Raw genomic sequence first — 26,757 nt, 5'->3', positions numbered from 1 at the left:
AGAATAATTTGTTTAGTTTTTTAATAGTAGTTTTATTTGAAGAAAAAACCCTGAAAGTTTGTGGCTTTCAGGGTTTGTTTTTTATTGGTGAACAGTTTTCTCGCGCAGATTTGAGGAATTTTTTAACTTTTATACCTGCCAGATCCGCAACAAAAAATGATACGGTTTTCAGTTTAAAAAAAAATTAAAATCTGAGTCGATCCGTTTCATCCGTAAAATCTGTGGCTAAACTCTTTTACAAATTCAACACAAAATCGTTAAGTAATTTTTCTTCATATTTTTCCTTATTGAAAGTGTACAGATAAGATCCTTTTCGGGAAGACTGCATATCTTTTTCATCTAATTTATTTAGAATTTCCAGTGAATTGATTTTGCTTATAAAATTACGTTTGTCTAATTCTTTACTCAAAATCGCTTCATACAATTCCAGTAACTGGCGCATTGTGAATTTTTCTGGAAGTAGTTCAAAGCCAATAGGTTTTATTGAAGTTCTGTAGCGTAATCTTCTAATGGCGTGCTCCACCATTTCGTTATGGTCAAAAATTAAGTTGGGAGCATCTGTAATACTAAACCATTGTGCATGATAATTTTTAATCAGTTCGGCATTATGGTTCTCAATATTAATCAGGGCATAGTAAGAAACAGATATGGTTCTTTCTACAGGATCACGATCAATTTCACTATAAGCATACAACTGCTCCATGTAAATATCGTTTAAACCGGTATAGGTATTTAAAATTCTGATGGCAGCATCATCTAATACTTCATCTCGTTTTAAAAAGCCACCAATTAAAGACCATTTTCCTTTTTCAGGCTCAAAGTCTCTCTTAATTAACAGGATTTTTAACCCCTCGTGGTCAAATCCAAAAATGATACAATCTACTGCTAATAAGACTTTATCTGCAGAGCTATAACTGTTTAGCATACTCAATATTTTATTGGTAAATATATAAACTTCCTGATCGGTTTCATAATTTATTAATGTAGATTTTACACTTACAAAAACAACTACTCAAAAAAAGAGTTAAAAAAAAGACTTTTTGGACAAAAATAACATACATTTTTTGTTTTTATGTTTTTTTTAAGACGAAAACAGGACAGTTACAGGATAGTTTTTTCAAAAAAGGTCTAAAAAGATCGTAAAACATGCTTTCTGCCGATAAGTTTTTTTTTACAAAATTAATGTTTTATCGCTTCCAAACCGCTATAAAACAACTCCTTTTTAATTTTTTTTCAACCTATCGTTTTTTGACTAAAAAGAGGCTTTTTGATTAAAAGTGTAGTTTTTACACAAATAACGTATTCAAAAAGCTGTTTTTTTTATAGAAACTACGAATATTTAAATGTTGTTATTACACTTAATTTACGATATGCGTTTTTTTTGGCGCTTTTTTTTGTGATATTAATTTGTTTTTAAGCTTTTTTTTTATTTAAATTTACAAATGTAGAATTAACACTTATAATTATACACTAACTAACTTAAACCAACCAATATGATAACAAACCAACAATTATTTTTTTATTGCAATTTTTTATTGCCAAAAAAAGAATGGCTTTTAGCACTAGTAATGCTATTATTTTCTGTTAATCAAATGTCGGCTCAGGACAAAATGATTATTGGAGTTGTTACTTCGGCACAGGATAAATTGCCTTTGCCGGGAGTAAATGTTTTAATAAAAGGAACCAAAACAGTCTCAACAACTGGTTTTGATGGAGAATATTCGATTAAGGCATCTCCAAACGATGTTTTAGTTTTTTCATTTATAGGATTTCAAAATCAGGAAATCGCAGTTGGAAACCAATCCAAAATAAGTATTGCATTAAGCGAAGACACCAATAAATTAAATGAGGTAGTTGTTGTAGGTTATGGAACCCAAAAGAAATCAAACCTTACCGGTTCTATTGCTGTTGTAGATATGGAATCTGCGAAAAAAACAATTACCTATGATCCTGCAAAAATGCTTCAGGGCCAGGTTGCCGGTGTTACAGTACAATCGTCAGGTGAACCGGGTGGATTTGTTAATGTTAAAATTAGGGGGATTAACTCTTTCACAAACAATAATCCTCTTTTTGTTATTGACGGAATGATTGTAGATAGCCCAAATGATTTTGCACCTGGAGATATTGAATCGATGCAGGTATTAAAAGACGCCTCTTCAGCGGCTATTTACGGTGTTCAGGGGGCAAATGGAGTGGTTATTATTACCACTAAAAAAGGTAAAAACGGGAAACTGGATATTAAATACAAGTCGTTAGTCGGGCTTCAGAATGTGGCTAAACAATGGGATTTGACAGATAGGGTCGGATATCAAAAAATCACAACTGCTGCCGAATTAAATGCCGGATTAACAGTTGCTCCCGGAAATGACCCAACGAGTCCGTCTTATATAAAAAATGTAAATACAGACTGGCAAAAGGAGGCTTTTCAGACCGGGATTATCCAAAATCAATCGCTTACACTGAATGGAGGAGCTGAAAATTTAGGCTATAATATGAATGTAGATTATTTTAAAAATACAAGCTACCTAAACTCTCCACAGGATTATGAAAGATTGTCGACCAATTTGAATTTATATGGTAAGAAAGGAAAATTTAAATACGGATCCAAGATTGGTTATACTCAATCAGACAAAGAGAATTTTAACGAATATAATGTCGGACAATCTGCTATTGTTGATTTGCTTGGCGCTGTTCCAACAATGCCCGTTTACGATCCAAACAGACTTGGCGGATATGGAGGAACAGATAATTTAACTCAAAGAGCCATTTCGATGAACGTAATTGGGTTTAATAATCTAATGAGTAATAACGGAAAAAGAAATCGTTTCATTGGTGATATTTGGGGAGAACTTGAAATTATAAAAGGATTAAAGTATAAACTGGATGCAAGTTATGACAGACTGGACTGGCACAACAGAAAATTTAATCCGCCAAGTGATTTAGGCTGGTACTACATTACAACCAATGATGAGGCTGCATTAGATGTCGAAACAGGAAATCAGTCCAGAACATTCTTAAATAATTTATTAACGTATGAAGTTTCTCTGGGAAAACATAAAATAGAGGCGCTGGCGGGATGGATTCAGGAAAGAAAGGATTTCTATAAACACTGGTCAAGAGGTGTTGGATATACGCCTGGAGAAATCAGCCAGATTCAATATGCTGATGCTACAAGCGCAGGGGAGTACAAAAGTACCATTACCAATATCTCTTATTTAAGCCGATTGAATTATTCGTATGATGATCGTTATTTCATTACCGGAAATTTCAGACAAGACAAAACATCACTTTTTAGTGAAGAAAATAACACAGGTAATTTCTATTCTTTTTCAGGAGCATGGAAAGTAAGCAACGAAAAGTTTTTGCACTTACCGGAATGGTGGAATACCATTAAAGTTAGAGGTGGTTATGGTATTTTAGGAAACAATACAATTGGAGTTTATGCCTATTCACCAACCATTAATGCTTTTGCAGGATATGATTTCAACAATGCATTAGCACCGGGAACAACAGTGGTAAGTGCCATTGACCCAAATGTACACTGGGAAGAAACTTCGACTTCGAATGTCGCACTTGAATTAGGATTTTTCAATAACGATTTACAAGTTACAGCAGAATATTATCAAAAAAAATCAACTGATTTATTAATTGGAGTTCCGTTGCCTTTTTCAACAGGGGCATTTCCGGCAAACGTAGTAACAAATGCGGGTGCAGTTAAAAATAGTGGTTTAGAATTCTCAGCAAGTTACAACAACAATCATCATGAATTTAAATATACTATTTCTGCCAATTTAGGCACTTTAAAAAATGAGGTTTTACAAATAGGCCGTGACGGAAATCCAATTTACGGAGCCGCTTCAAAAACAGAAGTAGGAAGATCTATTGGTGAAATTTATGCGTATGAAACAGCAGGAATTTTTCAAAATGCGGCTGATTTAGCAGCTTCGCCAACACAAACCAATGCAGGCGTTGGAGATATTAAATTTAAAGATGTGAATGGCGATGGTAAAATTACGGATGCTGACAGAACTTTCCAGGGAGTGGCCATTCCAAAATATAGCTATGGATTTAATTTTAGCGCTAATTATAAAAACTTTGACTTTTCTATGTTTTGGCAGGGAAGCGGCGGAAACAAGGTATTCAACGGATTGTACCGTAATTTAATGACAGAACAATACGGAAACAGCAGCGTTGACGCTTTGAATTACTGGACTCCAACCAATACAAATACAGATGTACCACGTCCGATTATTGGAGATCCAAATGCAAACTCAAGAGACTCTAACCGATTTATTGAAAGCGGCGATTATATCAAATTGCAAACAATGGAAATTGGATATTTAATTCCGGTTCCTAAAGATACTTTTATTCAGAAAGCAAAAATATTTATTAACGGACAAAACTTATTGATCATTAGTAAATACAAAGGTTACGATCCGGATTTTAATTACAATGACGGATTATTTTCCAGAGGATACGATGCGGGATCTTTCCCTAATCCAAGAACAATCTCTATGGGTGTTGAAGTGAATTTTTAAACTAGCCTAACCAATTAAAACGTATTAAAATGAAATATAAAATATTTAACTATATAACGGTTTTCTTTTCCGTAACGGTTTTAACAACAAGTTGCGTTGATAATGAAGACTTGCTTCAGGTTGATCCAAATGTAGAAACTGCAGGTTCATTCTGGAAAACAGATCAGGATGCTATTGAAGGGGTAAATGCTGCTTACGGAAGTTTATTAACAGATGGAACTTACATGCGTAGTACGCCTTTATTATTAGATGCAAGAGCAGATGATGCCCGTACAAACAGTCCATGGGGATCTATGTACAACGCAGGAAGATTCAATTCGAACGTAGCAGATGCTTCGATTTATGGCTGGGCTTACGAAACCTATTATCAGGGAATTTACCGTGCCAATCAGGTTTTAACCAATGTGCCGGGTATTGAGTTTAAAGATGCAGCACTTAAAAACAGAATTTTAGGACAGGCTTATTTTTTAAGAGGGCTGTATTTATTTCATGCTGTAAACATGTTCAAAAATGTACCGTTACCAATAGATGTTGCAGTATATCATCCTCAAAAAACACAAGCAGAAGGCTGGGCACAGGTTATTGCTGATTTTAAAACTGCAGCTGAACTTTTACCGGTTTCGTATGATGGGATTTCAGGAATAGATGCAGGTCAAAAAGGACGTGCTACAAAAGGAGCGGCATTAGGATATTTAGGAAAAGCCTACTTGTTTACAAAAGATTTTGGTAATGCAAAAACAACATTTAAACAAGTAATCGATTTAGGGGTTTACTCTTTAGTATCAAACTATCGCGATAACTTCACAACAGCAAACGAAAACAATTCTGAATCGCTGTTTGAAGTACAATTTAGCAGATCTGCCGGTGGAGTTGATTTAGGTTGGGGCGGTGCTCCTGCTTCAGGCTGGGGGAAAACTTCGGCAAGAGCCATTACGTATGCTCCAAGAGCTTTTGGGTGGACAGATGTGCAGCCATCCTGGGCATTATTTAATGAATTTCACGATGAAAAAACAAAAACAGGAGATCTTGATCCCCGTTTAGATGCCACAATATTTTATAATAAACCGGGAGGAATGAAATTATACGGTAAAGATTTTGCCACTTTCTATGCTTCAAGCCCGGCCGATTTAAATGATATATTTTGTAGAAAATATCAAAATTCTGATGGTGAATTTGCAGACGAATACGATTGGCGTTCCGGTATCAACGAGCGTTTGCTTCGTTATGCAGATATTCTTTTAATGTATGCTGAAACTTTAAATGAAACAGGAGATACTCCGGGAGCATACGATTACATTCAAATGGTACGAAACAGAGTAGGTTTGCCGGATTTAGCTACTACAAAACCACGAATGAGCCAAGACCAGATGAGAGAACAAATAGGTCATGAAAGATTCTTAGAATTCCCTCTTGAAGGACACCGTTTTGATGATATTCGTCGTTGGGGATGGTTAGAGAACACGACAAAATTAGCCTGGTTAAAATCCAGAGATGCGGAGTTTAATTCTTATACAGCAGGAAGAGAATATTATCCGATTCCACAATTAGAAATGGATAATAATCCGGGAACAAAACAAAATGATAGTTATTAATAGGTAACATACTTCATATCATATGGCGATTTAAAGTTGCCATATGATATTATGTCTTAAAAAAGAATTGGAATACAAGAGCAGTAAATTTAACAGTAACTAAAATTATATCACAAATGAAAACAATTACAAATTTGGTTTTATTAGCAGTATTATTAGTGAGTTGTCAAAATGAAGATTTAGTTTCTCCAAGTGCAGAAACAAACGCTGAAATTCAAAATTCTCAAACAAAAAATTTAACCGCCAAAACAGTTACCGGAACCGTTCCTTCCCACGATCCAAGTACGATTGTAAAAAGCGGAGTCAATTATTATGTTTTTACAACGGGAGATAATATCCCAATGACCTATTCTGCAAATTTAGTAAATTGGACGTGGGGAACATCTGTATTTACTTCGACCCCTGGCTGGATTACAGGATATGTGCCGGGATTTGTCAAAACATTCTGGGCCCCGGATGTAGCCTGGTTTAACAATCGATGGAACATGTATTATTCCTGTTCTACTTTTGGCTCAGCCACTTCCGCAATTGGATTAGTAACTGCCCCGGCAATTAGTGCTTCGGCAGGAACAACATGGACAGACAGAGGTGTTGTGGTTTCATCATCTTCATCGTCAGATGTAAATGCGATTGACCCTTCAATTCTGGTAGACGGAAGTAATGTCTATATGGCTTATGGATCCTGGCATGCCGGTATTGGTGTTATCCAGATTAATCCTTCAACAGGAAAAACTACAGGAAGCAGAACCATTGTAGCAGGCGGAAGCAGTGCCAGTTGGGAAGCCCCTTGTTTAATCAAAGAAGGAAGTTATTATTATATGTTCGTAAATCGGGGTACTTGCTGCAATGGAGTAAACAGTACATACTATATCGTAGTGGGACGTTCAACAAGTCCGTTTGGGCCATATGTTGATAAAAACGGCGTCAATTTAAAAAACGGTGGAGGAACAACAGTTTTAGCCACACAAGGAAATTATATCGGGCCTGGGCATTTATCCAGAATTGTCGGAACTCAAAAAGGATCGGTTCATTACTATGACGGAGCTGACAGCGGAAATCCAAAACTTGAAATTGTATACTTTACATGGTCATCAGGATGGCCAACACTTTCTTATTAAATTACTATAAAGAGGAAAGTCTCATAAAACTTTCCTCTTTATAACTTAAAAACAAATATTATCCACATATGAAAAAAGCACTTTTAATCACATTTCTTTTTACCCTTCAGGTAAGTTTCGGACAAAATCAAACCACAATCGTTACGATCAAAAACACTGCAGATGCACCAACGATTAATAAAAACATCTACGGACATTTCGCGGAACATTTGGGGCGTTCTATTTATGGAGGTTTTTTTGTGGGAGATACATCCAAAATCCCCAATACAAAAGGAGTTAGAAATGATATTATTAAAGCTTTAAAAGAATTAAAAATTCCAAATTTAAGATGGCCTGGCGGATGTTTTGCCGATACTTACCATTGGAAAGACGGAATTGGACCACAGCTGGAAAGACCAACTATTGTAAACAAATGGTGGGGTGGCGTAACGGAAGACAATAGCTTCGGGACACATGATTTCCTGAATATGTGTGAACTTTTGGGAGCAGAACCTTATTTATCAGGAAATGTGGGCAGCGGAACTGTTCAGGAATTGGCTGATTGGGTGCAGTACACCAATTTTAGTGGAAAAAGCCCGATGAGTGATTTGCGTAAAAAGAACGGAAGAACAGAACCGTGGAAAGTAAAATTCTGGGGAATTGGAAACGAAGCCTGGGGGTGCGGCGGAAATATGACAGCAGAATATTATGCTAATGAATACCGCAAATATGCCACTTTCATGTCAGACTGGGAAAACACAGGAGGAATTACTCGCATCGCTTCCGGATCAAATAGCGCTGATTATAACTGGACAGAAGTTTTAATGAAAAATATTCCGCTAAATATGTTAGGCGGAGTGGGAGTACATCATTATGCCGTAATCGACTGGGGTAAAAAAGGAGATGATAGAAATTTTACCGAAGAAGGTTATTTTAAAACTATGCAATCTGCTCTAAAAATGGAAGAATTGGTAACCAAACATTCCGCTATTATGGATAAATACGATCCGGAGAAAAAAGTAGCCATGATTGTAGACGAATGGGGAGCCTGGTATGAAGTTGAAAAAGGAACAAATCCCGGATTTTTATACCAGCAAAATACTATGAGAGATGCTGTTTTGGCCGGAGCAACCTTGAATATTTTCAACAATCATGCTGACAGGGTCCGTATGGCAAACTTAGCACAATGTGTAAATGTCTTGCAAGCCGTAATCCTTACGGATAAAGCAAAAATGATTACGACGCCAACGTATCATGTCATGAAATTGTACAGCGTTCATCAGGATGCGAAATTATTGCCGGTAAGTTTTCAATCGCCATTATATACTTTCAACGGAGAAACACTTCCGGCAGTATCGGCTTCGGCATCAAAAGACAAAAGCGGATTAGTACATATTTCATTAGTAAATGTGGATGCAAAAAATAAAAATACAATCGAAATTGATGTAAAAGATCTGGGTGTTAAAAACTTCACAGGAACCATTATAACATCGGCCAAATTACAGGATTACAATTCATTCGATACACCAAACAAAATTGTACCAACAGTTTTTAAAGGCTTCGAAAACAAAAAAGGAAAATTAGAAATCACAATTCCTCCTTTCTCAGTAGTGGTGTTAGAAGGAAAATAAAAGTCTTAAAAATGAAAAACTCCATTTTAAAAATAACAACCTCATGCATCGGACTTCTTTTCTGTGCAATTGCATTAACGGGTTGTTCAGGTGATGATCCTGCAAAAGATCCGGATCCGGTTGTTGATCCACCGGTTGTAGTGGTTCCCAATGCTTTTCCCGGACCAACGTACGCAGATAATTATACGGCAATATCAGCTTGGGGAAGCAGAGCACAATGGAATTTAGCCAATGTACACGATCCAACAGTAGAAAAATGTGGAGACTATTATTATATGTACCAAACTGATGCTTCTTACGGCAATGCGCACGAAGGAAATGGGCATTTTTTCTACAGAAGATCAAAAGATTTAATCAATTGGGAATTCATGGGATCTTCAATGACACAGGCTCCGGCCTGGGTAAAAGATTCACTGAACAATAAAAGAGCCAGAATGTCACCGGCATTACCCCCAATTACCAATCCGAACTATGGATATTGGGCACCTTGTGTTCGTAAAGTGGGCAATATTTACAGAATGTATTACAGCATTGTAGTGACAAATCCTATTGTGGGAACAGACACGAATACTTCCTGGACAGAACGCGCTTTTATTGGCTTAGCCGAAACAGATGACCTGGCTTCCAATAATTGGACAGATAAAGGAATGGTTGTTTGCTCAGAACCGGATGGCGTAAAAAGTTACGTTCGAAACGGAGGAAACGACTGGGATGCTTATTTTAAATTTAACGCTATCGATCCAAGTTTTATTCAGACTCCTGAAGGCGATCAGTACTTAATTTACGGTTCCTGGCATTCCGGAATTGCAGCTTTAAAATTGAATCCCGCAACAGGAAAACCGGATAAATTAAAAACAATTGACGATTACGGAGTACGAATTGCAGGACGCGGCAACGTAAATTCAAACCGTTGGCAGGCGCTCGAAGGACCTGAAATTATTTACAATCCGGACACTCAATATTATTACTTGTTTTTGGCTTATGATGAATTATCAGTTGCGTACAATACACGTGTTGCACGTTCAAAGAGTATCTTAGGACCTTATCAAACCATTACCGGAAGCAGCATTACAAATGGAGCAGAATGTTTTCCGATGCTGACACATCCCTACTCCTTTAAAAACCATACAGGCTGGGTTGGAATCTCACATGTTGGAATCTTTCAAAATCCAACAACCAAGCAATGGTTTTATGCTTCGCAGGCACGTTTGCCAGAAGGAGTTCCGGGAATTGCAGTATCGAATGCAGTGATGATGGGGCACGTTCGCGGCATTCAATGGACAGAAGACGGATGGCCGGTTGTAGAAGCAGAACGTTATGCAGGAGTACCAACCACAACAATTTCTGATGCCAGTTTTGTGGGAACCTGGGAACAAATAACGATGAATTACCAATACAAAATCATTCAAAAATCAGTAACACTTTACTTAACAGCAGATAAAAAAGTGAGTGGAGATGCAAACGGAACCTGGTCGTACGACAGTACCAAAAAAATCCTGACCGTTAACGGAGTAAAATGCAATGTATCTGATGCCTGGGATTGGGAACTAGCTACCAGAAAAGTGACTTTGAGTTATTCAGGTCTAACATCGGCCGGATTACCGGTTTGGGGTAAAAAGGTAAATTAGAATTATTTTTTTAACACATAGAAACATAGTTTAACCAATCGCATAAAAAGACCGTTTCACTCCAAATAAATCGCATAGCTATGTGCATTAAAGCCAAGTGAAACGCCTTTTTCAACACAAAGAATTCTATGTCTCTATGTGTTTAAATAAAACAACGCATTACAAATAAAACAATGCATTACAAATAAAACAATGAAAAATATAGTATCACTTTTAGTTTTGCTTGCCTGCTGTCAAACAGTTCAAAGCCAAATTGATCCCTCAAAATTCAACAACCCCATCATAAAAGATCAATATACAGGTGATCCTGCAGCATTGGTTTATAAAGACAAAGTGTATTTATATGCCGGTCATGACGAAGCGCCAAACGATTTTAATTTTTATAAAATGAATGAATGGGTAGTGTATTCTTCATCAGATATGAAAAAATGGGAATCATATCCTGTACCCTTAAAAGTAACCGATTTTAAATGGGCAAAAAGTGATGCCTGGGCTTCGCAGGTAATTGAAAGAAACGGAAAATTTTATTGGTATGTAACAGTAGAACATGGTTCTGTACACGGAAAGGCTATTGGAATTGCCGTTTCAGACAGTCCAACCGGACCTTTTAAAGATGCTTTAGGAAAAGCCCTGATCACAAATGACATGACCAAATTTACCGATATAAGCTGGGACGATATTGATCCAACGGTTTATATCGATACCGATGGACAAGCCTATTTGTTTTGGGGAAATACTTCTTGCCACTATGCCAAATTAAAAGAAAATATGATAGCGTTAGACGGACCAATTCAGCACATCGATTTGCCCCATTTTACCGAAGCGCCCTGGATCCATAAACACAAAGACTGGTATTATTTATCTTATGCTTATGAGTTTCCTGAAAAAATTGCCTACGCGATGAGTAAGTCCATTAATGGTCCTTGGGAATTCAAAGGAATCTTAAATGAATTAGCCGGAAACAGTAATACCAATCATCAATCGATAATCGATTTTAAAGGACAATCGTATTTCATTTACCACAACGGAGCATCACAACCCAACGGAGGAAGTTTCAGAAGATCCGTTTGTGTGGATCAATTATACTATAACAAAGACGGAACGATGAAAAGAGTGGTGATGACCTCTGAAGGAATTCAATAGTTGGTTTTTAGATAAAACAGAAACGCTTATTTAACCCCATAGAAGTATAGTTTTAATTGTAAAAAAAATATAAAAAGAAACACATTTCTTTCACATAGATTGGCTATGTGTGTTACAAATAAGTGAAACGCCTTTTTTTGAGCTTACAAAATCTATGTTTCTATGTGTTTACAATAATTACGCAGAAAGATTATAATTTATATAGGTTATAATTTTTTCAGACTAAAATTTAAATTTATTTACATGGTTTATAAAAACATAAAATATACACTCCCAGTTTTCTTAATACTAATGGTTTCTGTTTGTTTTGCGCAGGAAATTGTAGTGCACGACCCAGTTGTCATCAAACAAAAAGACACCTATTATTTATATTGTACGGGAAAAGGAATCAGTGTTTTTAGTTCCAAAGATTTAAAAAACTGGAATCCCGAGCCACAAGTTTTTAAAGACAAGCCAACTTGGGCAGATGGTGTTGCGGCCGATTTCAAAAATCATATTTGGGCACCGGATATTTCGTTGCACAACAAGGTATATTATCTCTATTATTCGGTGTCGGCTTTTGCCAAAAATACATCGGCGATTGGTGTGGCGACCAATACGACATTAGATCCAAAAGATAAAAAGTACAAATGGGTCGATCAGGGAATTGTGATTCAATCGCAACCAAACAGAGATATGTGGAACGCTATAGATCCGAATTTAATTTTCGATGAAAACAATACACCATGGTTGTCTTTTGGTTCTTTTTGGGAAGGATTAAAGCTGGTAAAATTAAATCCTGATTTAAAATCGCTTGCACAGCCACAGGAATGGCACACGATTTCTAAACGTAAAAGAACTTTTGAATTAGCAGATTCAGATCCGGGCGATGGTGCATTGGAAGCTCCTTTCATTTTCAAGAAAAACGGCTATTACTATCAATTTCTTTCCTGGGATTTATGCTGCCGCGGAGAAAAAAGCACTTATAAAGTCGTGATTGGAAGATCTAAAAACGTAACAGGACCTTATGTAGATAAAGACGGGAAATTATTAACCGAAGGCGGCGGAAGTATCGTAGTTCAGGGAGATGAAAATTACTTTGGCGCGGGCCATAACAGCGCTTATACCTTTGATGGTAAAGATTATATTTTTTACCACGCTTACGAAAAGAAAACAAACGGAACACCAAGATTAGTGGTGAAAGAAATACAATGGGATGCCAATTTATGGCCCGTTTTAAAATAGAATATAAAATAGAATGAAAAAATACACTTTCCATATCGTAACGATTTTGCTATCATTTTTGATTTTTGTTTCGTGTAAAGAAACGAAGAACGATGTTGTACAATCCAATAAAACTTCTGTTCTAAAAGCAGGTTACGAAATTGAACCGGTAAACATTCAAAATGTAAAACTGACCGATTCTTTTTGGTTGCCTATTATTAAAAGACTTCAGGAGGTTACGATTGCATACGCCATTCAAAAATGTAATGAAGAAGGCCGTTTTGAGAATTTCTTAATCGCAGGAAAACAAAAAACAGGAGAAGTGAGAGGGCAAATGCCTTTTGATGATACTGATGTTTACAAAATAATCGAAGGCGCATCAAATACGTTAATCAGCGCACCCAACCCAAAACTGGATCGTGTTCTGGATTCGTTGATCGCGATTGTAAAAATCGGTCAGGAAAAAGACGGTTACTTAACGACGTGGAGAACTATAAATCCTGCTAAACCACCAGCACCGTGGGTTCCGGTTATTGAAGGAAAACGTTGGGAATCATTACAAATTAGTCATGAATGCTACAATGCAGGACATTTAATTGAAGCTGCCGTTGTACATTATGAAGCAGCAGGAAAAAGAAATTTTCTTGACATTGCCATCAAAAATGCAGACTTGTTAGTAAAAACTTTTGGCAACAAACCAGGTCAGGTAAAAGGAGTTCCCGGACATCAGATTGTAGAAACAGGTTTGATCAAATTATACCAAATTACCGGAAAAGAAGCTTATCTAAAACTGGCAAAATACTTTTTAGACAATCGCGGAAATCCAAACAATCATAAATTATATGGCGAATATGCACAAGATCATATTCCGGTCGTGCAGCAAAATGAAGTGGTGGGTCACGCCGTAAGAGCCGTTTATATGTACGCAGGAATGACAGATATCGCCGCGATGACAAAAGACAAAGGTTACACAGATGCCATAAATAATTTGTGGAACAATATGGTCAACAAAAAAATGTACATCACGGGCGGAATTGGTTCCATACACGACGGAGAAGCTTTTGGAGCAAATTATGAATTGCCCAATTTAACTGCGTATAACGAAACCTGCGCTGCTATTGGCGATGTATACTGGAACCACAGGCTGCATAATTTATATGGAAAATCAGAATATTTTGATGTGATCGAAAGAACCATGTACAACGGATTAATCTCCGGAATTTCATTAGACGGAAAAGAATTTTTCTATCCGAATGCCTTAGAATCCGATGGTGTTTTCAAATCAAACAGAGGGTCTTGCACCCGTCAGGCCTGGTTTGATTGTTCTTGTTGTCCAACGAACTTAATCCGATTTATTCCATCGATTCCGGGACTTATTTATTCGAAATCAAAAGACGCGCTTTATGTGAATCTGTATGCTTCAAACAACGCCTCATTTACTTTAGGAAAAACCGATTTACAGATTTCACAACAAACCGGATATCCCTGGAACGGAAAAGTAGCCATGACCGTTAATCCAAAAAAAGAAAGTCAATTTACGATGAAACTCAGAGTTCCGGGTTGGGCAAGAAATGAGGTCTTACCGGGTGATTTATACAGTTATAAAAAAGCTTCAACTCAAAAAGCTTCAATTTCCCTGAATGGAGAAACTTTGGCTATTCAGCCACAAGATGGTTATTTCACCATTACCAGAAACTGGAAAAAAGGCGATAAAATCAATCTTAATTTTCCAATGGAAGTGCAGGAAGTAGCAACAAACACAAAAGTTGAAACCAATAAAAACAAAGTGTCATTAGAATACGGTCCAATCGTTTATGCCGTAGAAGAAATCGACAACAAAACCAATTTTGATAAAATAAATGTAGCTGCCGGAGATACTTTCAAAATAAAAAAAGAACCCAATGTATTGCAAGGTGTAAACGTCATAGAAAATTCAAAATTCAAAGCCATACCGTATTACAGCTGGTCAAACCGGGGAGTAGGAAAAATGAAAGTTTGGCTGGATTATAAGAATTAAGAGCATAGAGGAAAGAATATTAAGAGAAAAGAATATAGAGAAAAGAATATAGAGAAAAGAATATAGAGTCAAGAATATAGAGTCAAGAATATAGAGGAAAGAAGAAAGAGTCAAGATTAGGATTAAAAAGATTAGAAATAAAATGGGCTTAATCTGCCAAATCTGCATGAAAAAATATTTAAACACATAGAAAGATAGAATTTAAAAATGAATAAAAGAGAGGGTAATGCAAATCTAGATTTGCTAACATAGCTATATGACTTTAAAACAAATGAAATGCCTTTTTTATAAGAAATCAAAAGCTTTGTTTCTATGTGTTTAAACCGTCAAAGATTAGAAAATAAAAATCCGTTTTAATCCGCGTTTTCACTTTAGTAAATCAGTGTAATCCGCGTACCATTAAACAAAAATTCAAATAAAATGAAGTCCAATTTAATTACCAAAATTACCCTTTGTGGTTTATTGCTGAACGGCTTTTATGCTTCGGCACAAAAAAACAACCTTCAGGTAGACGCTGCAAAAACCGTGACCAAAATTCAGCCCACTATGTACGGAGTGTTTTTTGAAGACATCAATTTTGCTGCCGATGGAGGTCTGTATGCCGAAATGATCAAGAACAGATCATTCGAATTCGAAACGCCTATGATGGGATGGAGCGAACCCAACAGCGACCGGCACAAACTAAACCTGCAATCCGGAATTGCTAATATCATTCAGTATTCGCAAAAAGGGACGAATCATAATTATTGCCGCGTTACAATTAACGACGCCAGCGGTTATGAATTGATCAATGAAGGCTTCAGGGGAATGGGAATCAAGAAAGACCTGAAATATAATTTGTCTTTGAAAGCTTCAAAAATATCAGGAAATGTTTCTAAGATCAAGATTCAGTTCATTGATAAAAATAAAAAAGTTTTAGGCGAAACTTCGATTGTTCCAACAGCAAAAGACTGGGCTAATTATACAGCAGAATTAACCGCAACGGCAACCGAAGCAAAAGCACAAATCAGAATCACTTTTGAAGGAACAGGAGTAATCGATTTAGATCAGATTTCGTTGTTTCCGGAAGATACCTGGAAAGGAAGAAAAAACGGAATGCGTGCTGATTTAGTACAATTGTTATACGATTTGAAACCGGGATTTTTGCGTTTCCCTGGCGGTTGTATCGTAGAAGGAAAAACACTGGCATTGCGTTACCAATGGAAAAAATCAATTGGAAATGTAGAAGACAGAGAAACGATGATCAACCGTTGGAATACCGAATTTGCTCATAAACCGGCACCGGATTATTTCCAGAGCTTTGGTTTAGGATTCTTTGAATATTTCCAGCTTTCAGAAGATATTGGTGCTTCACCACTACCTATTTTAAGTTGCGGAATGGCATGTCAGTTCAATACCGGAGAATTAGTGCCAATGGATCAATTGGATCCTTATGTTCAGGACGCTTTAGACTTGATTGAATTTGCAAACGGCGATCAAACCACAGCCTGGGGGAAAGTGAGAGCTGATATGGGGCATCCAAAACCATTCAATTTAAAGCATATAGGAGTTGGAAATGAGCAATGGGGACCGGATTATATCGAGCGTTTCAAAGTGTTCCAGAAAGCCATTAAAGATAAATATCCAAATATCATTATTGTTTCCGGAACGGGACCATTTCCTGACGGGGATTATTTTGATTACGGTATGACCGAACTTAAAAAACTAAACGCCGAAATTGTAGACGAACATTATTATAAAGATCCGGCATGGTTTCGTAAAAATGTAACCCGTTACGACAATTACGATCGTAAAGGACCAAAGATTTTTGCCGGAGAATATGCAGCGCAAAGTGTAGCGATTGCAAGTCCCGATAATAAAAACAACTGGGAATGTGCTTTCTCTGAAGCCGCTTTCATGACCGGAATGGAGCGCAATGCTGAGGTTGTGCACCTGACTTCTTACGCACCTTTATTGGCTCACGTAGAAGGCTGGCAATGGACTCCGGATATGATTTGGTTCAACAATTTGCAATCCTACGGAACGCCAAATTATTATGTTCAAAAGTTATTCTCCAATAATAAAGGAACCGATTTAATCACTATTACAAAAGACGGAAAAGCAGTTACAGGACAAAACGATTTGTTTGCATCGGCAGTAAAAGATGTAAATACCAAAGAAGTAATCTTGAAAATCGTGAATGCTTCTGCATCGGCACAAAATGCTTCGATTGCTATAAAAGGGGTGAAATTAGAGGCAAAAGGAACAGCACTAATTTTAAAAGGCGACGGAATAAAAGACGAGAATTCTTTTGATGCTCCAACTAAAATTAGCCCAAAAGAAAGTGAATTTAAAGTGAACGGAACCAAGGTTCAATACGATTTTCCTGCATACTCAGTTACCGTTTTGAAAATTAAGTTGAAATAATCGCAACAGAATAAATGTAAAACTAACGTTTATTTTTTGTTTTGCCCCTAAAGGCTTGTTTTGATGCATTATTTGTAAAAATTACGGACCTTATTTTTGTTAAGTGTTTTTTATACACTTATGAATTAATTATATTTATATTTGTCATTATTAAAAAATGAATTTCGAATGAAAAATTACGTTATAGGATTGGACTACGGAACAGATTCTGTTCGGGCGATGCTAATAGACACTGAAAACGGGCAAGAGCTGGCATCGAATGTTTCTCATTATAAAAGATGGAAAAACAAGCAATATTGTGACGCGGCCGCAAATCAGTTTCGCCAACATCCTTTAGATCATATTGAAGGTTTAGAAATCACCATTCAAACGGTTATAAAAGAAAGTAAAGTTGATCCTTCGCAAGTACGCGGAATCTGTATTGATACTACAGGATCTTCGCCTGTACCTGTTACCAAAGACGGAATTCCATTGGCCTTGACAAAAGGTTTTGAGGAAAACCCAAATGCGATGATGGTACTTTGGAAAGATCATACTTCGATAAATGAAGCAAACGAAATCAACGAACTGGCAGTAAGCTGGGGCGGAGAAAACGTAACCAAATATGTAGGCGGAATTTATTCCTCAGAATGGTTTTGGGCAAAAATCCTGCACATCGCCAGAGAAGATGAAGCCGTTCGAAATGCAGCGCACACCTGGATGGAGCACTGCGATTTAATGACCTATTTATTAATAGAAGACAAAGATTTAAAAACATTCAAAAGAAGCCGTTGTGCCGCGGGTCATAAAGCGATGTGGCATGAAGACTGGAACGGATTACCTCCGGTTGAATTCTTAGAAAAATTACATCCGTATTTGGCAACACTTCGTGGTAATTTATACGATGAAACGTATACATCAGATGTAGTGGCGGGAAATTTAAGCAAAGAATGGGCAGATCGTTTAGGACTTTCTACAGATACAGTTGTAGCCGTAGGAACTTTTGATGCACATTCCGGAGCTGTTGGAGCTAAAATTGGAGAAAATACTTTAGTTCGCGTTATGGGAACTTCAACCTGTGATATTTTGGTAGGTTCAAAAGAAGAAGTAGGAACCAAAACCGTTCGAGGAATATGCGGACAGGTTGACGGATCTGTAATTCCGGGGTATATTGGTTTAGAAGCAGGACAATCGGCTTTTGGCGATTTATTAGCCTGGTATAAAGAATTATTATTGTGGCCAACAGATCATTTATTAACAGCTTCGACTGTTTTGAATGATGCTCAAAAAGAACAATTAAGAGAAGAATTCAGCGATAAACTAATTGTAGAATTAACGAAAGAAGCAGAAAAAATACCAGTTTCGGACAGTCTTCCAATGGCGCTGGACTGGATCAACGGAAGAAGAACTCCAGATGCCAATCAGGAATTAAAAAGCGCAATTTCAAATCTTTCTTTAGGAACAAAAGCACCACATATTTTCAAAGCTTTGGTAAACGCAATCTGTTTTGGAGCGAAAAAAATCGTGGATCGTTTTGAAGAAGAAGGGGTGAAAATCGAAAGTGTAATCGGAATTGGAGGTGTTGCCCGTAAATCACCTTTTATCATGCAGACTTTGGCAAACGTCCTGAACAAGCCAATTAAAATTGCAGCTTCAGACCAGACTCCTGCTTTGGGAGCAGCGATTTATGCAGCCGTTGCAGCCGGAATTTATCCAAATGTAATCGAAGCAAGCCAAAAAATAGGAAGTGATTTTGACGGAGAATATTTCCCTCAATTAGATAAAGTGGCGGCTTATAACAAATTGTTAATTGCTTACGATCGATTAAGCGCTTACGAAGATCCAACTATTAAAATAGCACAACATGAGTTCTCTTTATAAAGATTTAAAACAGGAATGTTACGAAGCCAATATGCAATTGAATGCATTGAATCTGGTCGTATATACTTTCGGGAATGTGAGTGCAGTGGACAGAGAAAAGGGTGTTTTTGCTATTAAACCAAGCGGTGTTCCGTATGAAGATTTAAAACCGGAAGATATTGTGATTGTTGATTTTGACAACAACATTATCGAAGGAACAATGCGTCCGTCATCTGACACCAAAACGCATGCTTATTTATACAAAAACTGGCCAAACATTGGAGGCGTTGCACATACACACGCCACGTATTCTGTAGCCTGGGCACAATCACAACGCGATATTCCAATTTTCGGAACTACGCATGCCGATCATTTAACAGCTGATATTCCGTGTGCGCCCCCGATGGCAGATTCGCTCATAGAAGGAAACTACGAACACAATACCGGAATTCAGATTTTGGATTGTTTCAAAGAAAAAAATCTTTCCTACGAAGAAGTAGAAATGGTTCTGATCGGGAATCATGGTCCGTTCGCCTGGGGAAAAAACGCAGCAAAAGCAGTGTACAACAGCAAGGTTTTGGAAGTTGTAGCCGAAATGGCTTACCTGACTTTACAAATAAACCCAAACGCACCAAGATTAAAAGATTCCCTAATAAAGAAACATTACAACCGTAAACACGGAAAAGATTCGTATTACGGACAATAAAAGAGAAAAAAGAGTAAAGATTTTAGACGGTTTGAAATTTGAAATAAAGAAAACCAGAAGCCAGAAACAAAAAATAACAATTCAAGATTTCAGTTTCCAACAACTTGACTCGAGAGCTATGCTCGAACAGGCGAAGCAAACCTGAAACTTGAAACAAAAAATAACAAAAAGAATGATAGATATATCTCAAAAAGAAGTTTGGTTTGTAGTAGGAAGCCAGGAATTATATGGTGAAGAAACACTTAGAAAAGTAGCAGAACATTCGCAGGTAATTGCAAAAGGATTAGATGCATCGTCTAGTATACCGGTAAAAGTGGTTTATAAAGATGTGGTAAAATCTCCTGCTCAAATATTAGAGGTATGTTTAGCGGCAAACACCGCTAAAAACTGTATCGGAATCATTGCCTGGATGCATACTTTCTCGCCGGCAAAAATGTGGATTGGCGGATTAAGCATTCTAAAGAAACCATTGTGCCATTTGCATACACAATACAATGCCGAAATTCCGTGGGGAACTATCGACATGGATTTCATGAACCTGAATCAATCGGCACACGGAGATCGTGAGTTTGGTTTTATCATGTCCAGAATGCGTAAAAAACGCAAAGTGGTTGTTGGGCACTGGGAAGATCCTCGTGTTTTGAACAAACTTGGAGTTTGGACAAGAGTAGTTTTGGGTTGGGATGAACTTCAAAATTTAAAAGTAGCCCGTATTGGAGACAATATGCGTGAAGTTGCCGTTACAGAAGGCGATAAAGTAGAAGCTCAAATCCGTTTTGGAATGTCGGTTAACGGATATGATTCTTCAGATGTGACGAAACATATCGAGAAAGTTACGGAGCAGCAATTAAACGATTTATTGGCCGTTTACGAATCTTCTTATTCTTTAACCGATGCTTTAAAAGAAGGCGGAGCACAAAGAAGTTCATTAGTAGAAGCAGCAAAAATAGAATTAGGTTTAAGAGCTTTCCTTGAAGAAGGAGGTTTTGGAGCCTTTACAGATACATTTGAAAACCTTGGAGCCTGGAAACAATTGCCAGGAATCGCTACACAAAGATTAATGGCCGACGGTTATGGTTTTGGTGGCGAAGGCGACTGGAAAACTGCTGCAATGGTTCGTGCCTTAAAAGTAATGAACGTGGGTCTTGAAGGAGGAACCTCTTTCATGGAAGATTATACCTATCATTTCACACCGCAAAAATCGTATGTTTTAGGATCACACATGTTAGAAATTTGTCCATCAATTGCAGAGGCAAAACCTTCATGCGAAGTGCATCCGTTAGGAATTGGAGGAAAAGAAGATCCTGCACGTTTGGTTTTCAATTCACCTGCCGGAGCTGCAATCAACGTTTCTTTGGTTGATATGGGGAATCGTTTCCGTTTGATCGTGAATGAAGTCGAAGCCATTAAACCTTTAGCTGAATTACCAAAATTGCCGGTTGCAAGAGTTTTATGGGATTGTAAACCAAACCTTGATGTTGCAGCAACAGCCTGGATTTTAGCCGGAGGAGCGCATCATACCGTTTACAGTCAGGCCATCACAACAGAATATATGGAAGATTTTGCAGATATCGCGGGAATCGAATTATTGGTTATTGACGAAAAAACAACCGTAAGGGACTTTAAAGATAAGATCAATGCGAATGAAGCATATTATCATTTGTTTCAACACGGGCTTTAATCTGGTTAAAAGTCAAATGTCATAAAGTCGTAAAGATTTAGTTACTTTGGAGCACTTGATTTTTTGACTTTCGACTTTAAGACTTTACTAACTTAAAACTATATTTATGAATGTATTAAAACGTTGTTTTTTTGGAATCAGCCTAATGAGTCTGGCTGCAATTTCAGTTCAATGCAAAAACGATAAAAAAATGGATGCTACAACAGTTTCTTCAGATGAAAAAGCTACGGTTACAATCGAAAAATCTTCTTACGGAACAACTGCCAAAGGAGAAAAAGTAGATAGTTATAAGTTAAAAAACCAAAATGGGATGGAGGTTGATATCATCACTTTTGGAGGAAGAATTACAGATTTGAAAGTACCTAATAAAGATGGTGTTTCTGAAAATGTAGTAATCGGATTTAATTCTTTGGCACAATATGAAAAAGAAAATCCATTCTTTGGAGCTTTGATCGGAAGATACGGAAACCGAATTGCTAAAGGAAAATTTTCGCTTGACGGAAAAGAATATCAATTAGCAATTAATAATGCACCAAATGCTTTGCACGGTGGACCGCAAGGATATTTTAACGTGGTTTGGAAAGCCGATGAGGTGAAATCCGGAAGTACAGCTTCTTTAAAGTTATCTTATTTAAGTAAAGATATGGAAGAAGGTTATCCGGGAAACCTGCAGGTTTTTGTAACGTATACATTGACAAATGACAATCAGTTAGAAGTACTTTATGAAGCAACTACAGATAAGAAAACAGTAGTGAATCTGACTCAGCACTCGTATTTCAATTTATCTGGAGATTTCACCAAAACTATCTTAGATCACGAATTGACTTTGAATGCGGATAAATTAGTTCCGGTTGACGCGACTCTTATTCCAACAGGAAAATTAGAAGATGTTGCCCATACTCCTTTCGATTTCAGAACACCAAAATTAATTGGAAAAGACATTGAAGTGAAAAACGAACAATTAGAAAGAGGAAAAGGTTATGATCATTGCTGGGTATTGAACAATCCTGAAAAAGGAAAAACAATTATAGCCAAAGTATATCACGCCGCAAGCGGAAGAGTACTGGAAATGACAACAGACGAACCTGGAATTCAGTTTTACTCCGGAAATTTCCTTGACGGGACTTTACCAATGCCTAAAGGCGGAACATACGCACACAGAACAGGACTTTGTTTAGAAACAGAACATTATCCGGATTCTCCAAACCAGAAAAACTTTCCAACAACGGTTTTAAACCCGGGAGAAAATTATAAAACTAAAACTACTTTTAAATTCTCAGTAAAGAAATAGTTTTAGGATTTGTTTATTAGTTTAGTAATTCTCTAAGAAACCTCGAAAGCATTGCTTTCGAGGTTTTTTGTTTTTAATTGCAATTTAATTAAAGTAATTTTTTTTAAATCACCTGAAGCCGAAAAACCGAAAAGTTTGTAAACTTTCTTTATTTTCTTTTCGCCTTGGCGACTTTACGCGATTAATTCATTAGCAGATTATAAAAACCTTAATTTAGCAAAAGCAAAATAAAAGCAAAATGAGACATCTATTCAGAGCAGAAGCAAAATGGACTTCCAAACAAAATCAAGAAGATTCAACGAAGCGATTGTACAGCAAAAGTCATCAAATTAAAATAGAAGGAAAACCAATTTTAAATGTTTCAGCAGCCAAAGCATTCAAAGGCGATCCGGAATTATACAATCCCGAAGATTTGTTATTAAGCAGTTTGGTTTCCTGCCACATGATGTCCTTTTTATACGTATGCTCTCAAAACGAAATAGAAGTTCTCGAATATTCAGACAACGCCGAAGCAACCCTCGAAGTTTCTCCAGATGGAAGCGGGCGCTTTACAGAAGTTCGATTAAATCCTAAAGTAAAGATCTCCAATCCTGATAAAGTAGCGTTAGCAATAGAACTTCATACAAAAGCAAATCAATTATGTTTTATTGCTAATTCATGCAATTTTCCTGTTTTGCACAATGCGAGTTGTGAGGTATTATAAATTAAAAAAGAGGTCTTTTTAGCCTCTTTTTTAATTTTTCTCGCAATCTTTTCATCCTGACGGAGGAAGGATCATCCTGGAAACTCCCCACAGTAAAGAAAATACCTTGTCGAATCATGCGCGTGATCCTTCGTTCCTCAGGATAACAAGGTTGAAAACAAAATTAAATTTTTACCACAAAACCACCATTCGGTTTCATTTTTACAGTTGGTTTTTTGGCGTCGGATATTTTAACGACTTTTAAATCGGAATAAAATTGGCGGAGTTTAATTAAAATTTTATAAAAAACAAGATAACCTGTTAAGTTTGTTATTGTAGCTTTTATTATGTGTATTCAAAGCATATTACGGCTTTTTTAATATCGTCATCATAAAATAAATATATCTGGTCTGCAGCATCTTTCTGAAAATCATATCCTTCTATACAACCAACGTAATTAAAAATATTGCCATTAGGTTTAATAGGTACATTGATAAGATTTTCTCCTGAACATTCACAATCGGTAAGGGTAATATTGTCGACATTAATTTCTGTTAGTATTCCGTTGATTTTTTCGTTTATTCGATCTGATAAATAATCAGAAGGTTCGTCTTTTTGTAAATCCTCAGGAGTGAGCTTCAGAAGTCTTTCTAATTTTCTAATCCCTTCAACGGTCAAACCAGGTCTGTAAAAAACACGATCATATAATTTTCCATATTTTTCATAATATGATTTCTTTAATAAATACATCGCATTATTAAAATTAAATTGTATTTCCCGATCGGTATATTCCAAGTGATAATTTTCCGGTAGAATTTCAGTGGAAACAGTGAAATATTCCCAACTTGCGTCGAACTTATACTTACCATCAATAACATCAAACCCAAACATATCACTTTTGGTATAGTCTGTATGAAACGATTTTGTATTTTCACCAACTCTGCCATCGTAAATTTCTTTTACAGATATAAAATGCAACCATTGTTCTTTATCTTTTGATAGAAATGCCAGATTAATAGAACACAATGGCAAAAAATATTTCTTGTGATTTTCTAAATCGTCATAAAAAACATCTTCATATTCAGGGAAAATTTTAATAAATTTTTCAGGGATTTCCATTTTCATAATTTAAGAGATTTAATTGCTAAATCTAATAAATAAAGTTAATTCTTACAATAAGTTAAGCTGAGATATTTGTTAATTAACAAATATTTTGTGTTAAATAGATTAAAGCGTAACGAAAATGGGACAACGGAGTATTTAGAAGTGTTAATACTAATAATGTTACGAGCCTAAATAGAATAATAAAAACACATTCTGTACAGAAAAGCGTACATTTGTAAAAATATTAATTTATGAAAACAGTTAGCGTTACAGAATTTAGAGGGAATATTAAAAAATATCTTGACATTGCTGAAAATGAAAAATTAGTGATACATAGAAGTAAAGGAAGTTCTTTTGTTGTTGTTCCTTTACATGAAGAAGAAGATGAGTCTTTGTTGAGTAATGCTCAAAAAGCAGCCATAGATGAAGCTTTAGAAGATGTTGCTCATGGAAGAGTTCATTCTCATGAAGATGTTATGGATGAAACTAAAAAACGTTTTCCTTATTTATTCAATCGATAATTGACGGTAAAAATAATTTGGACCACGAATGCTAAGAATGATTATTGGAGGAATATTGAATATTTAGAAAGTGAATGGGCGTTACAAGATGTCTATAACTTTATGGATAAAACAGATGATAATTGAATTGCTAACAAAGCAAAACTTAATTTTTAAACCTGCAAAATACAAAGATATACAAGAGGTTCCGGTAACAAAACAGATTACGTTGTATTATAAAGTCTTAGAAAGAGATAAAATAGAGCTTTTAAGATTTTGGAATACGTATCAAAATCCTAAAAAATTGAAATTATAAAAACCGTATAAAACCAAAAAAACCTCTTCAAAAGAAGAGGTTTTTGTACCCGGAGCCGGAGTCGAACCGGCACGGTTTCCCACAGGTGTTTGAGACCAGCGCGTCTACCAATTCCGCCATCCGGGCTTAGCAGACGAAAAAATAATTAATAAATCAATTATTTTAACGCAATAGAATAAGTGAATTATGATGTCATAACTGTGCTTATTCCTTTAACACGGTGCAAATGTAAAAAATAAAATTAAATGATCTACTAAAAATACTTAAATTTTTCCTTTCAGTGTCCAATAAATTTTCTAAATTTGCACCTCGTTAAAACGAAGCACACACAACTAACTACACCCGAGGCATTTATATGTATTTTGTTTTACCAAAAAAGGTGAAGCCAAATTGTACTAAGCGCAGCGGAGCAAAAACAACAAATTATAATGTCGCACCTAGAACCAGAAGCTAAAATTTTTGCTTGTTCACAAAGTGTTTATCTTGCAGAAAAAATTGCAGAACAATACGGAATTCCGTTAGGAAAAGTAACGATGTCAACGTATAGTGATGGAGAATTTCAGCCATCTTACGAAGAATCAATCAGAGGATTACGCGTTTTTATCGTGTGTTCGACTTTTCCAACTGCCGATAATTTGATGGAATTGTTACTAATGATTGATGCCGCAAAACGCGCATCTGCAAGACATATTACAGCTGTTATGCCTTATTTTGGTTGGGCAAGACAGGATAGAAAAGATAAACCAAGAGTTCCGATTGGAGCAAAATTAGTAGCTAATTTATTAGATGCTGCCGGAGCAACAAGAGTAATGACAATGGATTTGCATGCAGATCAAATCCAGGGATTTTTTGAAAAACCAGTAGATCATTTATTTGCCTCTACCATCTTTTTACCATACGTAGAAAGTTTAAAATTAGAAAATCTAACCATTGCATCTCCGGATATGGGAGGTTCAAAAAGAGCATATGCTTACTCTAAGTTTCTGGAATCAGATGTAGTAATCTGTTACAAACAAAGAAAAGCAGCCAACGTTATCGACACTATGGAGCTAATTGGTGAAGTAAAAGGCCGTAACGTAATATTAGTAGACGACATGATCGATACGGGTGGCACACTTGCAAAAGCAGCAGATTTAATGATCGAAAAAGGAGCATTAAGCGTTAGGGCAATTTGTACACACGCCATTTTATCAGGTGACGCATACGAAAAAATCGAAAACTCAAAATTAAGCGAGTTAATTGTTACCGATTCTATTCCGTTAAAGAAAGAATCAAACAAAATCAGAGTAGTGAGTTGTGCACCTCTTTTTGCCGAAGTTATGCACATGGTGCACCACAACAATTCCATCAGTGGAAAATTTATAATGTAATACCGCGTTAAGC

The 26,757-nt window shown here is 36.4% G+C and carries 18 protein-coding genes and 1 tRNA gene; 16 read left to right on the top strand and 3 right to left on the bottom strand.

Annotated features, from left to right (window positions below; all coding sequences use genetic code 11):
- Positions 1 to 235: 235 nt before the first annotated feature.
- A complete protein-coding gene (locus tag ACHRWY_RS09715) occupies positions 236 to 925 on the bottom strand; it encodes an NUDIX hydrolase (RefSeq protein WP_395354162.1) in 690 nt (229 codons plus the stop codon).
- A 568-nt stretch (positions 926 to 1,493) separates the two neighbouring features.
- Here ACHRWY_RS09715 and ACHRWY_RS09710 point away from each other — a divergent pair.
- The 14 genes from ACHRWY_RS09710 to ACHRWY_RS09645 all read left to right on the top strand — a co-directional run bounded on the left by ACHRWY_RS09710 (position 1,494) and on the right by ACHRWY_RS09645 (position 23,475).
- Positions 1,494 to 4,538, top strand: coding sequence for a SusC/RagA family TonB-linked outer membrane protein (locus ACHRWY_RS09710; protein WP_395354160.1), 3,045 nt, complete (start codon positions 1,494 to 1,496; stop codon positions 4,536 to 4,538).
- Between the two features lie 29 nt (positions 4,539 to 4,567).
- Positions 4,568 to 6,130 carry a RagB/SusD family nutrient uptake outer membrane protein gene (locus ACHRWY_RS09705; RefSeq protein WP_395354159.1) on the top strand — a complete coding sequence of 521 codons (1,563 nt, stop codon included), beginning with the start codon at positions 4,568 to 4,570 and terminating at the stop codon, positions 6,128 to 6,130.
- A gap of 116 nt (positions 6,131 to 6,246) precedes the next feature.
- The gene (locus ACHRWY_RS09700; RefSeq protein WP_395354158.1) at positions 6,247 to 7,248 is read left to right on the top strand and encodes an arabinan endo-1,5-alpha-L-arabinosidase; all 1,002 of its coding nucleotides are present in this window, start codon (positions 6,247 to 6,249) and stop codon (positions 7,246 to 7,248) included.
- Positions 7,249 to 7,316: 68 nt separating this feature from the next.
- The gene (locus tag ACHRWY_RS09695; protein ID WP_395354156.1) at positions 7,317 to 8,858 is read left to right on the top strand and encodes an alpha-N-arabinofuranosidase; all 1,542 of its coding nucleotides are present in this window, start codon (positions 7,317 to 7,319) and stop codon (positions 8,856 to 8,858) included.
- An 11-nt stretch (positions 8,859 to 8,869) separates the two neighbouring features.
- Entirely contained in the window at positions 8,870 to 10,486 is a 1,617-nt protein-coding gene (locus ACHRWY_RS09690) for an arabinan endo-1,5-alpha-L-arabinosidase (protein WP_395354154.1), read from the top strand.
- Between the two features lie 192 nt (positions 10,487 to 10,678).
- Positions 10,679 to 11,629, top strand: coding sequence for a glycoside hydrolase family 43 protein (locus ACHRWY_RS09685; protein WP_395354153.1), 951 nt, complete (start codon positions 10,679 to 10,681; stop codon positions 11,627 to 11,629).
- Between the two features lie 243 nt (positions 11,630 to 11,872).
- Positions 11,873 to 12,853 (top strand): arabinan endo-1,5-alpha-L-arabinosidase, encoded by a 981-nt coding sequence (locus ACHRWY_RS09680; protein ID WP_395354151.1) that lies wholly within the window; start codon positions 11,873 to 11,875, stop codon positions 12,851 to 12,853.
- A 13-nt stretch (positions 12,854 to 12,866) separates the two neighbouring features.
- Positions 12,867 to 14,849 (top strand): glycoside hydrolase family 127 protein, encoded by a 1,983-nt coding sequence (locus ACHRWY_RS09675; RefSeq protein ID WP_395354149.1) that lies wholly within the window; start codon positions 12,867 to 12,869, stop codon positions 14,847 to 14,849.
- Between the two features lie 420 nt (positions 14,850 to 15,269).
- A complete protein-coding gene (locus ACHRWY_RS09670; protein WP_395354147.1) occupies positions 15,270 to 17,255 on the top strand; it encodes an alpha-L-arabinofuranosidase C-terminal domain-containing protein in 1,986 nt (661 codons plus the stop codon).
- A 168-nt stretch (positions 17,256 to 17,423) separates the two neighbouring features.
- Positions 17,424 to 19,115 carry a ribulokinase gene (locus ACHRWY_RS09665; protein ID WP_395354145.1) on the top strand — a complete coding sequence of 564 codons (1,692 nt, stop codon included), beginning with the start codon at positions 17,424 to 17,426 and terminating at the stop codon, positions 19,113 to 19,115.
- On the top strand, positions 19,099 to 19,800 hold the full coding sequence (locus tag ACHRWY_RS09660) for an L-ribulose-5-phosphate 4-epimerase (protein ID WP_395354144.1): 702 nt from the start codon (positions 19,099 to 19,101) through the stop codon (positions 19,798 to 19,800). The genes ACHRWY_RS09665 and ACHRWY_RS09660 overlap by 17 nt, the downstream gene beginning before the upstream one ends.
- 172 nt (positions 19,801 to 19,972) lie before the next feature.
- Complete coding sequence (gene araA, locus ACHRWY_RS09655) at positions 19,973 to 21,481, top strand: L-arabinose isomerase (protein WP_395354142.1); 1,509 nt, start codon at positions 19,973 to 19,975, stop codon at positions 21,479 to 21,481.
- Positions 21,482 to 21,587: 106 nt separating this feature from the next.
- The gene (locus ACHRWY_RS09650) at positions 21,588 to 22,772 is read left to right on the top strand and encodes an aldose epimerase family protein (RefSeq protein WP_395354141.1); all 1,185 of its coding nucleotides are present in this window, start codon (positions 21,588 to 21,590) and stop codon (positions 22,770 to 22,772) included.
- Positions 22,773 to 23,010: 238 nt separating this feature from the next.
- Positions 23,011 to 23,475 (top strand): OsmC family protein, encoded by a 465-nt coding sequence (locus ACHRWY_RS09645; protein ID WP_395354139.1) that lies wholly within the window; start codon positions 23,011 to 23,013, stop codon positions 23,473 to 23,475.
- A 324-nt stretch (positions 23,476 to 23,799) separates the two neighbouring features.
- Here the strand turns inward: ACHRWY_RS09645 and ACHRWY_RS09640 are convergent, their stop codons facing one another.
- On the bottom strand, positions 23,800 to 24,579 hold the full coding sequence (locus ACHRWY_RS09640; protein WP_395354138.1) for a hypothetical protein: 780 nt from the start codon (positions 24,577 to 24,579) through the stop codon (positions 23,800 to 23,802).
- A gap of 230 nt (positions 24,580 to 24,809) precedes the next feature.
- Between ACHRWY_RS09640 and ACHRWY_RS09635 the strand changes: the two genes are divergently transcribed.
- The gene (locus tag ACHRWY_RS09635) at positions 24,810 to 25,079 is read left to right on the top strand and encodes a type II toxin-antitoxin system Phd/YefM family antitoxin (protein WP_395354136.1); all 270 of its coding nucleotides are present in this window, start codon (positions 24,810 to 24,812) and stop codon (positions 25,077 to 25,079) included.
- Positions 25,080 to 25,420: 341 nt separating this feature from the next.
- Here the strand turns inward: ACHRWY_RS09635 and ACHRWY_RS09630 are convergent.
- Positions 25,421 to 25,500, bottom strand: a tRNA-Leu gene (locus ACHRWY_RS09630).
- Positions 25,501 to 25,802: 302 nt separating this feature from the next.
- Here ACHRWY_RS09630 and ACHRWY_RS09625 point away from each other — a divergent pair.
- On the top strand, positions 25,803 to 26,744 hold the full coding sequence (locus tag ACHRWY_RS09625; RefSeq protein ID WP_395354134.1) for a ribose-phosphate pyrophosphokinase: 942 nt from the start codon (positions 25,803 to 25,805) through the stop codon (positions 26,742 to 26,744).
- Positions 26,745 to 26,757 lie beyond the last annotated feature (13 nt).

It is taken from the genome of Flavobacterium sp. FlaQc-48 (assembly GCF_044007335.1).
GTDB lineage: Bacteria > Bacteroidota > Bacteroidia > Flavobacteriales > Flavobacteriaceae > Flavobacterium.
Note: the sequence above shows the minus strand (reverse complement) of the source record. Positions and strands in the feature narration are given on the sequence as shown.

Bases quoted from the DNA above. Each gene is read 5' to 3' on its own strand.
- araA (WP_395354142.1), top strand. From the start codon at position 19,973: ATGATAGATATATCTCAAAAAGAAGTTTGGTTTGTAGTAGGAAGCCAG.
- ACHRWY_RS09650 (WP_395354141.1), top strand. From the start codon at position 21,588: ATGAATGTATTAAAACGTTGTTTTTTTGGAATCAGCCTAATGAGTCTG.
- ACHRWY_RS09685 (WP_395354153.1), top strand. From the start codon at position 10,679: ATGAAAAATATAGTATCACTTTTAGTTTTGCTTGCCTGCTGTCAAACA.
- ACHRWY_RS09675 (WP_395354149.1), top strand. From the start codon at position 12,867: ATGAAAAAATACACTTTCCATATCGTAACGATTTTGCTATCATTTTTG.
- ACHRWY_RS09660 (WP_395354144.1), top strand. From the start codon at position 19,099: ATGAGTTCTCTTTATAAAGATTTAAAACAGGAATGTTACGAAGCCAAT.
- ACHRWY_RS09705 (WP_395354159.1), top strand. From the start codon at position 4,568: ATGAAATATAAAATATTTAACTATATAACGGTTTTCTTTTCCGTAACG.
- ACHRWY_RS09645 (WP_395354139.1), top strand. From the start codon at position 23,011: ATGAGACATCTATTCAGAGCAGAAGCAAAATGGACTTCCAAACAAAAT.
- ACHRWY_RS09640 (WP_395354138.1), bottom strand. From the start codon at position 24,579: ATGAAAATGGAAATCCCTGAAAAATTTATTAAAATTTTCCCTGAATAT.
- ACHRWY_RS09635 (WP_395354136.1), top strand. From the start codon at position 24,810: ATGAAAACAGTTAGCGTTACAGAATTTAGAGGGAATATTAAAAAATAT.
- ACHRWY_RS09695 (WP_395354156.1), top strand. From the start codon at position 7,317: ATGAAAAAAGCACTTTTAATCACATTTCTTTTTACCCTTCAGGTAAGT.
- ACHRWY_RS09680 (WP_395354151.1), top strand. From the start codon at position 11,873: ATGGTTTATAAAAACATAAAATATACACTCCCAGTTTTCTTAATACTA.
- ACHRWY_RS09700 (WP_395354158.1), top strand. From the start codon at position 6,247: ATGAAAACAATTACAAATTTGGTTTTATTAGCAGTATTATTAGTGAGT.
- ACHRWY_RS09715 (WP_395354162.1), bottom strand. From the start codon at position 925: ATGCTAAACAGTTATAGCTCTGCAGATAAAGTCTTATTAGCAGTAGAT.
- ACHRWY_RS09625 (WP_395354134.1), top strand. From the start codon at position 25,803: ATGTCGCACCTAGAACCAGAAGCTAAAATTTTTGCTTGTTCACAAAGT.
- ACHRWY_RS09670 (WP_395354147.1), top strand. From the start codon at position 15,270: ATGAAGTCCAATTTAATTACCAAAATTACCCTTTGTGGTTTATTGCTG.
- ACHRWY_RS09690 (WP_395354154.1), top strand. From the start codon at position 8,870: ATGAAAAACTCCATTTTAAAAATAACAACCTCATGCATCGGACTTCTT.
- ACHRWY_RS09665 (WP_395354145.1), top strand. From the start codon at position 17,424: ATGAAAAATTACGTTATAGGATTGGACTACGGAACAGATTCTGTTCGG.
- ACHRWY_RS09710 (WP_395354160.1), top strand. From the start codon at position 1,494: ATGATAACAAACCAACAATTATTTTTTTATTGCAATTTTTTATTGCCA.